11 protein-coding genes and 1 pseudogene are annotated in these 11719 nt (G+C 59.8%); 3 read left to right on the plus strand and 9 right to left on the minus strand.

Features of this window, described 5'->3' with window-relative positions:
* Window positions 1–1002 (plus strand): annotated as a pseudogene (locus NW837_RS00320) (hypothetical protein); the annotation flags it as partial.
* A gap of 77 nt (window positions 1003–1079) precedes the next feature.
* Window positions 1080–1997: a methylenetetrahydrofolate reductase gene (locus tag NW837_RS00325; RefSeq protein ID WP_414328724.1), complete on the plus strand. Its 918-nt coding sequence runs from the start codon at window positions 1080–1082 to the stop codon at window positions 1995–1997.
* Here the strand turns inward: NW837_RS00325 and dapB are convergent.
* The 6 genes from dapB to rpsL form a co-directional block, all read right to left on the minus strand.
* Window positions 1994–2854: a 4-hydroxy-tetrahydrodipicolinate reductase gene (gene dapB / locus NW837_RS00330; protein ID WP_414328734.1), complete on the minus strand. Its 861-nt coding sequence runs from the start codon at window positions 2852–2854 to the stop codon at window positions 1994–1996. The genes NW837_RS00325 and dapB overlap by 4 nt on opposite strands.
* 121 nt (window positions 2855–2975) lie before the next feature.
* Window positions 2976–3293 carry a 30S ribosomal protein S10 gene (gene rpsJ, locus NW837_RS00335; protein WP_414328725.1) on the minus strand — a complete coding sequence of 106 codons (318 nt, stop codon included), beginning with the start codon at window positions 3291–3293 and terminating at the stop codon, window positions 2976–2978.
* 124 nt (window positions 3294–3417) lie between these two features.
* Window positions 3418–4647, minus strand: coding sequence for an elongation factor Tu (gene tuf / locus NW837_RS00340; protein ID WP_414328727.1), 1230 nt, complete (start codon window positions 4645–4647; stop codon window positions 3418–3420).
* Window positions 4648–4678: 31 nt separating this feature from the next.
* Entirely contained in the window at window positions 4679–6802 is a 2124-nt protein-coding gene (fusA, locus tag NW837_RS00345) for an elongation factor G (protein ID WP_011432555.1), read from the minus strand.
* 153 nt (window positions 6803–6955) lie between these two features.
* Window positions 6956–7426 carry a 30S ribosomal protein S7 gene (gene rpsG, locus NW837_RS00350; protein WP_011432554.1) on the minus strand — a complete coding sequence of 157 codons (471 nt, stop codon included), beginning with the start codon at window positions 7424–7426 and terminating at the stop codon, window positions 6956–6958.
* Between the two features lie 83 nt (window positions 7427–7509).
* Window positions 7510–7917: a 30S ribosomal protein S12 gene (rpsL, locus tag NW837_RS00355; protein ID WP_011432553.1), complete on the minus strand. Its 408-nt coding sequence runs from the start codon at window positions 7915–7917 to the stop codon at window positions 7510–7512.
* 209 nt (window positions 7918–8126) lie between these two features.
* Here rpsL and NW837_RS00360 point away from each other — a divergent pair, with 209 nt between their 5' ends.
* Window positions 8127–8819, plus strand: a complete 693-nt coding sequence (locus NW837_RS00360) for a ComF family protein (protein ID WP_414328728.1) — start codon at window positions 8127–8129, stop codon at window positions 8817–8819.
* Here NW837_RS00360 and NW837_RS00365 read toward each other — a convergent pair.
* The 3 genes from NW837_RS00365 to NW837_RS00375 form a co-directional block, all read right to left on the minus strand.
* Complete coding sequence (locus NW837_RS00365; RefSeq protein ID WP_414328730.1) at window positions 8797–9822, minus strand: HD-GYP domain-containing protein; 1026 nt, start codon at window positions 9820–9822, stop codon at window positions 8797–8799. The two genes, NW837_RS00360 and NW837_RS00365, sit on opposite strands and share 23 nt — an antisense overlap.
* A 193-nt stretch (window positions 9823–10015) precedes the next feature.
* Window positions 10016–10954 (minus strand): prohibitin family protein, encoded by a 939-nt coding sequence (locus NW837_RS00370; RefSeq protein WP_414328732.1) that lies wholly within the window; start codon window positions 10952–10954, stop codon window positions 10016–10018.
* Between the two features lie 80 nt (window positions 10955–11034).
* Window positions 11035–11719: prohibitin family protein (locus tag NW837_RS00375; RefSeq protein ID WP_414328733.1), on the minus strand; the 685-nt coding region annotated here is incomplete at its 5' end.

Raw genomic sequence — 11719 nt, forward strand, 5'->3', positions numbered from 1 at the left:
CACCCTCAGCAGATCATCCGAGGCCAGTTCCAGGAGCGCAGTTGGATCCTCCCTTTCTCCCTGCCGCATCCCCCTGCCGGTGAGGTCTTGCCGCCGCTGCGGCTGGAGGTTGTTCTCACCTCGCCAATCCCACCCGATTCCGCCCCCTTTCTGCGGGGTAGGCCGCTGCCGCCACCTCCGGGTCGGCTGTATCACGGGGTCGCTTGGCCGGGCATTCCCACTTGGGATCAACTCCTCGCCTATCGCCAGGCCATCGGTCAACCCCCCGCCTGGGCAGCCGTGGATCACCTCTGGGATCCCCGCCAGGACTTTCCACAGCAGTTGGCCAGTCGCCTGCGGGAAAGCGGCTCAGTCCCCTACCTGCGCCTGCGGCTAGATCCAGCCCAACTTTCTGCCTTGGCCAATGGGGATCACGATGAGACCTTGCGCTCTTGGGCCCGCGGGATCCAGCGCTTTGCCACCCCCATCATCCTGGCCGTCGTTGTTGGCGACGGGGATCCCGTTCGCGGTAGCGGTGCGGAGTCCTCCCTGCAACAACGGGCCTACCAACACCTGATGCAAACCCTGCGCTCTGTTCGCGTTAGCGGGACGGAGTCCCCGGCCAATTTGCTCTGGGTGGTGGAGCTGGACGGAGAAGATGCAGAGGCCGTGTCCGCCTGGGCTAACTTCCCTGGGATGGACTGGCTGAGCCTACAGGTAACGGGGGATCCCGCCGCTTTTGAACCGCTGTACCGCCGCCTTGAGGCCCTCAACCCGGAAGTGCCTGTGGTGATCCGCGGGCCGGCTCCGGGCTCAGCAACCTCTCAACCGCTGCTGGAAGGTCTGGAGGCGCAGCGCTGGCCTCAGGTGATCGGCTGGAGCTGGACTTTAAGCCCGGACGGGATCCCTCCTGCAGCCGCACAAGATTGGCGGCAGCATCTGCAACAGGGGGATCCCCAGATATGGCTGGGGGAAATGCGGGTGCAGCCCCCGCCCAGCCCCCTTCCCTCGCCCAAGCTCTGAGAAAGGGCGCCCTGTCTGGAAAAACCTCCCGGAAAAGTCGATAATAAGCCAGCCGTTTTACCTTTCCTTCAGGAATTGTGGCCCTGATCCCCTCATCACCTCCCCTGTCCCGCTTCGCCCAGGCCATCCAGCGGGGGGAATTTCTGCTCACCGCCGAGATTACCCCCCCCAAGGGATCCGACACCAGCACCCTGCTGTCTTTGGCCCAGCAGCTCAAGGGGCGGGTGCATGCCATCAACATCACGGACTCCAACCGAGCCATGGCCCGCATGAGCCCGTTGGCGGCCTCGGTGCTGTTGCATCAGGCGGGTGTTGAACCGATCCTGCAGTTGGCCTGTCGAGATCGCAACCGCCTGGCCCTCCAGGGGGATCTGTTGGGGGCCTCAGCTCTCGGCCTGCGCAATGTGTTGGCCCTCACCGGGGATCCCATCCACATCGGCGATTGCCCCGATGCCCGCGCCGTGTTCGATCTGGAATCGGTGCGCCTGCTGCAGCTTATCCAACGGCTGAACAACGGCCTAGATTGCAATGGCAAACCTCTCCCGGATGGGGGCACGCATCTGTTGGCAGGGGCAGCGGTAGAACCCCAATCGGGCAGCTTTTCCGGCCTGGAGCGGCGCTTCCACCGCAAGCTGGAAAACGGGGCCCAATTTTTCCAAAGCCAGATGGTTACCGACTTTGAGCAACTGGAGCGCTTCATGGATAAGTTGGGCCGTCCCGCCGGCAAGCCCATTTTGGCCGGCATCTTTTTGCTCAAATCGGCCAAAAATGCCGAGTTTATCAACCGCAACCTGCCAGGAGTGAAGATCCCAGACGGGATCATCCGGCGGCTGGCCAACGCCGCCCACCCCCTCGAAGAAGGGATCCGCATTGCCGCCGAACAGGTGCGTCAGGCCCGCCAGATCTGCCATGGGGTGCATCTGATGGCCGTCAAAGCCGAGCACCTCATCCCCCGCATTCTGGATGAGGCCGGGATCCCTCCCCTGACCGGCTAGCTCAACACTTGCTCCAGCCCGTAGACCAAACCTTTGAGCTGCAGCACCTTGCGGATCCCCAGGATCACTCCCGGCATAAAAGCTATCCGATCCGTGGTGTCGTGTCTCAACGTGAGGGTTTGCCCCATCCCACCAAAGATGACCTCCTGGTGGGCAATCAACCCCGGCAGACGAACGCTGTGAATGGGGATGTTGGGGCCGGGGATCCCTCCCCGCGCACCGGGGATCAGCTCTTTTTCTTCCACTGAGGACTCCGTCCCGCTGTCGCGAACGGGCGGGTTAAAGGTTTTGCCCAATTGTCCCAGCCGTTGTGCCGTCTGTAGAGCCGTGCCGCTGGGGGCATCCGCTTTGCGGTTGTGGTGCAGCTCGATGATCTCAACGTGGTCAAAATACTGGGCCGCCTGCAGGGCCATCTGCTGCAGCAAAATCATGCCGATGGCAAAATTGGGCGCGATTAAACAGCCCACACCCGACTTGTCCGCCAGATCCCGCAGCCGCTCCACCTGCTCCGGCGTCAGGCCCGTCGTCCCCACCACCGGGCGCACGCCAAAGGCAATGGCCGAGCGAACATGTTCAAAGGCCGACCGAGGATGGGTAAAATCCACCATCACGCCGCGGCTGCTCCGCTGCGACAACCTCAGCAACTGCCCCGGCAGGTCGTCGGTAATCTCCACCCCCAGGGATCCCAGGCCCAGCACCTCGCCAATATCCGAGCCCAATTGCGAGCGGGCTACTGCCCCCACTAGGGTCATGTCGGGCGTCTGGGCAACGGCCCGCACCACCTCCCGCCCCATTTTGCCCAGGGCCCCCACCACCAAAACCGGGATGGGGGATTGGGCCGCTCCTGGAGTTGCCAACCCCTGAGAGGGGTCTGCACCACTATCGCGATCGACCGGATCAACCGATGTTGTCACCCGCTGCTGCCCTCATCCAAGCTCTACGAAATGACTGCGAAAGCGGGGGATCCCTGCAGATCCATCACAGCTTCACCTCGATATCTACCCCTGCCGGCAGATCCAGCTTCATGAGAGCATCGATGGTTTTGGAAGAGGGGGAATAGATGTCGATAATGCGCCGGTGGGTGCGGGTTTCAAAATGTTCCCGCGAGTCCTTGTCGGTGTGGGGGGAGCGCAGCACACAGTAGATGCGGCGCCGAGTAGGCAAAGGAATCGGGCCAACCGGCACGGCGTCGGTACGACGAGCCGTATCCACGATTTTGTCGCAGGAAGTATCCAGCAGCCGATGATCGTAAGCCTTCAGGCGGATACGAATTTTTTGTTGGGTCAAAGTAGGCATGGCCGGAGAGCAATCCAGAGAACGGTGGACTCGAAAAGGTCAGCAGGGAAAGTGCTCCGCGCCACTATCGCAACTGAGTTGGTCTGGGGCCGCCAGCACTCAATCCCTGCCGAGAAAAAGCAGCTTACTTCAGGATCTTGGAGACAACACCCGCTCCGACGGTACGGCCACCCTCGCGAATGGCAAAGCGCATCCCCTGCTCGATGGCGATGGGCTGAATCAGCTCCACCGTCATCCTGACGCGGTCGCCGGGCATCACCATCTCCGGCTGGGATCCGTCATCAGCCGTAAAGGAAGAGATGGTGCCGGTTACATCGGTGGTGCGCACGTAGAATTGGGGACGATAGCCGGCGAAGAACGGCGTGTGGCGACCTCCTTCTTCTTTCTTGAGGACATACACCTCAGACTCGAAGCTGGTGTGAGGAGTAATGGTCTTGGGCTTGGCCAGCACCATGCCGCGCTCCACTTCGTTCTTCTGAATGCCCCGCAACAGCACACCAACGTTGTCGCCGGCAATCCCTTCGTCGAGGGTTTTCTGGAACATCTCCAGGCCGGTAACGGTGGTGGAGCGAGTTTCTCGCAGGCCCACCAATTCCACCGTTTCGCCCACTTTGATGCGGCCCCGCTCGATCCGGCCCGTGGCCACCGTGCCCCGACCAGTAATCGAGAAGACATCCTCCACAGCCATCAGGAAGGGCTTGTCCACATCCCGCTCCGGCGTGGGAATGTAGGAGTCTACCGCATCCATCAGCTCATAGATTTTGTCCACCCAAGGATCTTCGCCCCGCTGGGTTTTGGGGTTGGCAGTCATCCGTTCCAGAGCTTTCAGCGCCGATCCTCTAATGATGGGGATGTCGTCGCCGGGGAAGTCGTATTTGGAGAGGAGCTCCCGCACTTCCAGCTCCACCAACTCCAGCAACTCTGGATCATCCACCATGTCTTCTTTGTTTAGGAAGACCACCAAGCTGGGCACCCCTACCTGACGGGCCAACAGGATGTGCTCCCGTGTTTGGGGCATGGGACCATCAGCTGCAGACACCACCAAGATGGCCCCATCCATCTGAGCCGCGCCTGTGATCATGTTCTTCACGTAGTCGGCGTGGCCGGGACAATCCACGTGGGCGTAGTGACGGTTGGCAGTCTGATACTCGACGTGGGCGGTGTTGATGGTAATGCCGCGAGCTTTTTCCTCTGGCGCTGCGTCGATCTCATCGTACCTTTTGGCTGTGGCCTGACCCAAAGCAGCCAAGGTGGTGGTGATGGCAGCCGTCAGGGTGGTCTTGCCGTGGTCAACATGGCCGATGGTGCCAACGTTGACATGGGGTTTGGTGCGTTCAAACTTAGCGCGTGCCATGAATCGTCACTTCCTTTTTGGTTTCAGTCAGCTACTCATTTCCTTTGTTTTTGGCAATGATGGCTTCGGCGATACTGCGAGGAACTTCCTCGTAGTGGCTGAACTCCATCGTGAAGGTGCCTCGACCCTGGGTCTTGGAGCGAATGTCGGTGGCATAGCCAAACATCTCCGCCAAGGGAACTTTGGCATTGACTTTGGTAATGCCGCCTTCTGTATTCATCCCCTCCATCTGGCCGCGGCGGGCGTTGATGTCCCCGATGACATCCCCCACAAAGGCTTCAGGGACTTCCACCTCGACCTTCATCATCGGCTCCAGCAGGGTAGGGCTTGCCCTGCGAGCAGCCTCCTTCAGAGCCATCGAACCGGCGATCTTGAAGGCCATTTCGCTGGAGTCCACCTCGTGGTAGGAGCCATCCACCAGGGTGGCGCGGATGTCAATCAGGGGATAGCCCGCCAGCACACCGGATTCGCAGGCTTCTCGGATCCCTTGCTCAGCCGGCCCAATGTATTCCTTGGGCACAACGCCACCCACAATTTTGGAAACGAACTCAAACCCTGTACCCGGCTCCGCCGGCTCTAGGTCGATAACCACATGGCCGTACTGGCCGCGGCCACCGCTCTGGCGAACAAACTTGCCTTCCACGCGGCTGACCGGCTTGCGAATGGTTTCGCGGTAGGCCACCTGTGGGTTGCCAACATTGGCTTCTACGTTGAACTCCCGCAGCATCCGATCCACCAAGATCTCCAGGTGCAGCTCGCCCATCCCAGAGATGATGGTTTGATTGGTCTCGGGATCCACAGACACGCGGAAGGTGGGATCCTCCTTGGCCAGGGCCTGCAGGGCCTTGGAGAGCTTATCGATATCGGCTTTGGTTTTGGGTTCTACCGCTACTGAGATCACCGGCTCTGGGATAAACAGAGACTCCAGGATCACCGGCGCATTTTCGTCGCAGAGGGTGTCTCCGGTGGTGGTGTCCTTGAGGCCCACCACAGCTCCCAGATCTCCTGCCCGCAGCTCATCCACGTCCAAGCGTTCATCGGCCTTCAGCACCACCAACCGCGAAATTCGCTCCTTCTTGTTCTTGGTGGAGTTGAGCACATAAGTACCTTTGGTCAACACCCCCGAGTAGACGCGAATAAAGGTGAGATCCCCGTACTTATCACTCATCAACTTGAAGGCCAGGGCGGAGAAGGGCTCATCGTCGCTGGCACGGCGGGACACTTCTGAGCCATCTGGCAGCACCCCCTTGATGGCCGGAATATCCACAGGCGAGGGTAGGTAATCCACCACCGCATCCAGCAGCATCTGGACTCCCTTGTTCTTGAAGGCAGAGCCACACAGCATCGGCACAATCTGGCCGCTGATCGTGCCTTTGCGCAGACCCGCCATCAAGTCGGCTTCGCTCAGATCTTCTTCGGCGAAGTACTTCTCCATCAGAGCCTCGTCCGTCTCGGCCACTGCTTCCACCAGCTTGGCCCGATACTCTGCCACGAGATCTTTCATCTCCTCAGGGATGGGGGCCGGACGAATGTCTTTGCCGATCTCATCCATATAAATGCGGGCTTGCATCCGCACCAAGTCAACAATGCCGCAAAACCCGTCTTCGGCACCGATGGGCAGTTGGATGGGCACAGCATTGGCCTTGAGGCGCTCCCGGATCTGGTTGTAAACCTTGAGGAAATTGGCCCCCATGCGATCCATTTTGTTGACGAAGGCAATGCGGGGCACATTGTAACGATTGGCTTGCCGCCAGACGGTCTCAGACTGAGGTTGCACGCCGCCCACCGAGTCAAAGACGGCGATCACCCCATCCAGCACCCGCATGGAGCGCTCAACTTCAATGGTGAAATCGACGTGCCCAGGAGTATCGATGATGTTGATGGTGTACTCCGGTGCGCCGGAGAGGGGCTGGGAAGGATTTGCGGGATCCCGCTTAGTCCAACGGGTGGTGATGGCCGCAGCGGTGATGGTGATGCCCCGCTCCCGCTCCTGGGCCATCCAATCGGTGACCGCAGTTCCGTCGTGAACTTCGCCAATTTTGTGCACCAGACCGGAGTAGAAGAGAATCCGCTCTGTGGTCGTGGTCTTGCCAGCATCGATGTGAGCCGCGATGCCGATGTTTCGGACTCGTTCTAGGGGAACTGTGCGTGCCACGTCAACCTCCCAATCCTCGTCGCCCTGCGACTTGGGCAAACTAAAAAATCCTTTACAATTCTAATCTTTTTTGCCGATTTTTCTCCACCTCGCTGGAACTCGGGCTGGGCAGAACAGGGATCCCAAAAGTCTCCACTGCTCCGCCAGGCTAATTCAGTAGCGGTAGTGGGCAAAGGCTTTGTTGGCCTCGGCCATGCGATGCACCTCTTCTCGCCGCCGAATGGCGCTGCCGGTTTCGTTGGCTGCATCGATCAGCTCATTGGCCAACTTGGCGGCCATGGTGCGACCTGGACGAGTGCGCGAAAAGGTCACCAACCAGCGCAGCGCTAGGGAAGTGCCCCGTTCTCCTCTCACCTCCACAGGCACCTGATAAGTGGCTCCGCCCACCCGGCGGGCTTTCACCTCCACCAGTGGGGTGGCGTTGCGAACAGCATTTTCCAGCAAGGGCAGTGGGTCTTGGCCAGTGCGCTCCCGCACAATGTCCAGAGCTTCATAGAGGATCCTGGCAGCCAGGGATGCCTTACCCCTCATCATCAACTTGCGGATCAGCATGGTAACCAGACGGCTCCCATACTTGGGATCCGGGGGCACATCACGACGAGGGGCACGGTTGCGGCGAGACATAGGAGCTGGGTTGCTTGTTCAGATGGGGATGGCAGAAAGAAAGATGACGAGTGGGATATGGAGGGTTGAGGGTGAGGGCAAAGCTATTTTTTCTTGCCAGCGGCGGCTGGAGCTTGGCCCGGCTTGGGCCGTTTCGCCCCGTATTTGGAGCGGCCTTGCTTGCGGTCTTTGACCCCTGCAGCGTCGAGGGTGCCCCGGATAATGTGGTAACGCACGCCGGGCAAATCCTTAACCCGCCCACCGCGAATCATGACCACAGAGTGCTCCTGCAGGTTGTGGCCGATGCCAGGAATGTAGGCAGTGACCTCAAAGCCGGAAGTGAGGCGAACGCGAGCCACTTTTCTCAGGGCCGAGTTGGGCTTTTTGGGCGTTGTCGTGTACACTCGGGTGCAAACCCCCCGCCGCTGTGGACAAGCCTTCAGGGCAGGAGACTTGGTCTTGCGAGCGGCAACGCTGCGCTCCTCACGGATCAGTTGCTGAATGGTGGGCATGGGCTGGTAGAGAAGGTCACGGCTTAAATTTTAAATTATCCGGTTGAATTATCCGGCGATATTGAATCCTAGCAAGGCGGGATCCCAGCGTCAACTTGGGGATGGACTGCTGGGCTGTTAGCCTGGCCGAGTCTGAATTTCGGCCTCGTTCCCCCCTTGCCTCAGCTTTTTAGGAGACTCTGCACACCAGAAAGGATCCCTAGCAGACGATGGGCTGGTTAGATTGGTGGATTGTGCCTCCATGTCCGCTTTGCCGGCGCCCTGCCAAGGCCGTGTTCTGTCAAGACTGTCAAAGGCGGTTGCAGGCGGAGCGCCTTGCCACTTGGCCAGTCACCACCTCGCCTTGGCCACTTTACGCCTGGGGGATCCACCGGGGGGCGCTGCGCAGGGCCATCTATTGCCTGAAGTACGAAGGACAACGGCGCATTGGCTCGGTTTTGGGAGAATGGCTGGGATCCCGTTGGGTCGAAAGCCAGTCCACCTCTTTAGGCTCCCCTGGGGCCTACACGGTGGTGCCCATCCCTCTGCATGCAGAGCGGCTGCGGCAGCGGGGCTACAACCAAGCCGCCTTGATCAGCCAAGCCTTTTGCCAGCGGACAGGTCTGAGACATTGGCCTGAGGCTCTGGTGCGGGTGCGGGCCACAGCGGCTCAACATGAGCTCAACCCGCTGCAACGACAGCACAACTTGGCCGGGGCCTTTGCCCTGAAACAAGTTCCGGCCACACCGGTGTTGCTGGTGGATGACATCTACACCACCGGCTCTACCGTTCAAGCCGCCCAGCAGGTGTTGGCCGCTGCCGGGATCCCGGTGGCCGGAGTAGTTGTCGTCGCCCAAACCCCAAAAGCTGCCTGTCCAGCCTGGCCCGGAACCCTAGCCCCTATCCCGCCTCCAGCAGATTAAAGGCCGTAACAAACATAAAGTCACAAAACTCGCGCACCAAGTTCGGATCCCGCCAGCCCTTGCGGGTTTCCTCCCGCAGCACTTCCAGGGCCTGTTCGGCGGTCAGGGCCGGTTTGTAGGGGCGAGGGGAGATCAGAGCGTCGAAGATGTCGATCACCTGAAAGACGCGGGCCAACAGAGGGATCTCTTCGCCTGCCAGCCCATCCGGGTAGCCGCTGCCATCCCAACGCTCGTGGTGGTGGCGGATGATCGGCAGCACATCCTGCATGGTGCGCAAGCCCCGACAAATGTCTTCGCCAATCAACACATGGGATTTCATGATCTCCCATTCTTCCGGGGTATGCTTGCCCTGCTTGCACAAAATCGCATCCGGGATCCCGACTTTGCCGATGTCGTGCAGGTAGCCGCCCCAGCGCAGGGCCTTGATCTGTTGACGAGACAGCCCCAAGTAACGGCCAAACTGTTCCCCCATGGCCACCAAGCGTTCGCAATGGTCACCCGTGGTGGGATCCCGGCTCTCCACAGCGCGGGCAATGGCAAACAACACCCTGGCAGCGTGATCCAGGTCTTCGTTCAAGCGCTTTTGGTGGATGGATGAGCGTACCCGCGCCAGCAGCTCCACGTGATCGAAGGGCTTGGTCAAAATGTCGTCGGCCCCCACCTGCATCCCCATCAGGCGATTGGAGCGGTCGGTCAGGGCTGTAATCAGCACAACGGGGATCAGGCGGGTCAGCTCATTGGCTTTCAGTTGTCGGCAGACATCAAACCCGCTCATGTTCGGCATCAGCACATCCAACAGCACCAAGTCTGGCCGAAGCCGCTCCACAGCCTCCAAAGCCTCTTCGCCGTTGGTGGCCTCGCTCACGCGGAAGTGGGCCGACCGCAACAGCTCACCGATGTAGAGGCGGCTGCTGGCCTGATCGTCCACCACCAAAACATGATCCGCCTCCGCCAGCTTCGGGTTTAGACGGGGAAAGGGGGTGTGAGTCAGGCGGGAGTTCATGGCGGTAAAACCTAGCCTTGCATCGAGTACGAGCTTTCCCCCTGAGTTGGATTCGGCGCAACTCTACGAGGGATCCCAGCCCAGACCCCTGGCGGTAGGATGTCAACGAACTCAAACGGCATCCCTCAGCCCTCGTATCTAGACACACTCTACACCCAGGTTTTTAAGACTGTACTCCGCAACTTTGCTGAACCTACTGCCCTCTTTGCAGGGCTGCCTGATGGGGATCCACATTGAGAAACACGGTGGCATCTCCCTCGACGCGGATGATGCGCAAAGGGGGCAGCGAGCCCGTCGGGTTTTGGATGCGCTCTTGCAGCTTCTCGTAGAACAGCAGATCCGCCAGTTGCGCGTTCTGCGCTGCCGCTTGTCCTTTCAGCTCAATGGCCCGCTGGTTGGCCGCCGCCAAGATCAGCAGCCGCTCGGTCTCTTTTTCCTGAATTTGCGCCCGCACTGCCGCCGTTTGTGCTGTAATCGAGGCCACCTGTTTGCGTTCAATCGAGTCTCTTAAGGCTTGTGGGAAATCGGGGTTGCCCAGAAACAGGCCCTCCACCTGCACCAGAGGCAGGGTTTGGCCATCGCGGTTGACAGTGGGCATCTCTTGGCGAATCAAGTCCAGCGCTCGTTGTTCGATGGCAGCCCGCTGGCTTTTCCGGTAAAAGTCTTCCGAATTGAAAGAGGCGGAGATATCCCGGATTTTGGAGCGCACCACCGGCACCACCACCGTGGAAAGATAGTTCTCGCCGATGTTGGCGTGCAGCTCGTCCAAAGTGGCGAGGTTGGGCTTGAGGGCAATGGCTACATCGATGGCAAAGGCTTGCCCATCGGCGGTGTTCACGGTGATGGCGTTGCTGATGGCATTGGCCGAGGCGGGGTCGTTGGTAAACTCCCAAACGCGGGTGAGCACGGTGTAGGTGATCGGCGTCTCGATCCCTGGGATCCGGAAGATGGCCCCTGGCAGTTCCACCCGCCCCTTCTGCAACCCGGAAAAGGTATTGAAAACTACAGTGGCATGTCCGGGCAAAGTGACGTACAGGCAAGCGCGGAGCACTCCCAGGGCCGCCAAGACGGCGATCCCTCCCGCGGTTAGCCAACCGGCTCTGCTGTGGGGTGCTTCTCCTGTTGGATACATGGCGGCTGCTCCCGTTTTAGGGTCGGTGAGAAGAGCTGAGGAAATTGGGGACAGGCTAAAAGGATTGATTTCCTGTTGAGTTATTTGGTGATCAAAGTTTCCAGACGGGATCCCAGTACCGCGGCTTTGACCACCTCTAGGTACTGCGGATTTTGGGTGAGGGCCTGTGCTTTGGCTCTCAATTGACCGGCTTCTGCCTCAGCTTGAGAAATGATGGCGCGGGCATCTTGGCGGGCCTGCTCGATCTCAAATTGCTTTTGCGCCAGTTGATTTTCGGCAATGGTCTTTGCCTCAATGGCCGCTACGAAATCAGGATCGAAATCCACATCCCGCAGCAGAAAATCCAAAACCTCGATGCCGTATTCCTTCAGCAGAAGAGCCACCCGTTCGCGGATTTGGCCCTGGAGCAGCGGACGCTCGGTAGAATACAGAGCCTGGGCGGAAAAGCCGCTGGTCTCATTCAGAATGACCGACCGGACGATGGGGGCGATGCGATCCAGGTAATTTTCCCCCAGTTGCGTATAGACCTTGGGGGCGTCCACAATGCGAAACTGCAGCGTCGCCTCAGCCGCAATCTGCTGCCCATCCTGAGAAAGGGCCACCAGCCGCGGCGCGTAGGCAGTCGGGTCGTTGTCCTTCCAGGTGAGGGCCTGCGTTTTTACATCGAAGGTAACCGTGCGCGAGACAAAAGGCGGCACCCAATGCAGACCTGGCTGCAAAGCCATCGGGCTCACCCCCCCTCCCCAGGTGAACACCACCATATTT

Source organism: Synechococcus sp. R6-10 (assembly GCF_047461815.1).
Taxonomy (GTDB): domain Bacteria; phylum Cyanobacteriota; class Cyanobacteriia; order Thermostichales; family Thermostichaceae; genus Thermostichus.

Coding starts and splice junctions, on each gene's coding strand:
- NW837_RS00360 (WP_414328728.1), top strand. CDS start 8,127: ATGGGCTGGTTAGATTGGTGGATTGTGCCTCCATGTCCGCTTTGCCGG.
- NW837_RS00370 (WP_414328732.1), bottom strand. CDS start 10,954: ATGTATCCAACAGGAGAAGCACCCCACAGCAGAGCCGGTTGGCTAACC.
- rpsG (WP_011432554.1), bottom strand. CDS start 7,426: ATGTCTCGCCGCAACCGTGCCCCTCGTCGTGATGTGCCCCCGGATCCC.
- NW837_RS00365 (WP_414328730.1), bottom strand. CDS start 9,822: ATGAACTCCCGCCTGACTCACACCCCCTTTCCCCGTCTAAACCCGAAG.
- rpsL (WP_011432553.1), bottom strand. CDS start 7,917: ATGCCCACCATTCAGCAACTGATCCGTGAGGAGCGCAGCGTTGCCGCT.
- tuf (WP_414328727.1), bottom strand. CDS start 4,647: ATGGCACGCGCTAAGTTTGAACGCACCAAACCCCATGTCAACGTTGGC.
- rpsJ (WP_414328725.1), bottom strand. CDS start 3,293: ATGCCTACTTTGACCCAACAAAAAATTCGTATCCGCCTGAAGGCTTAC.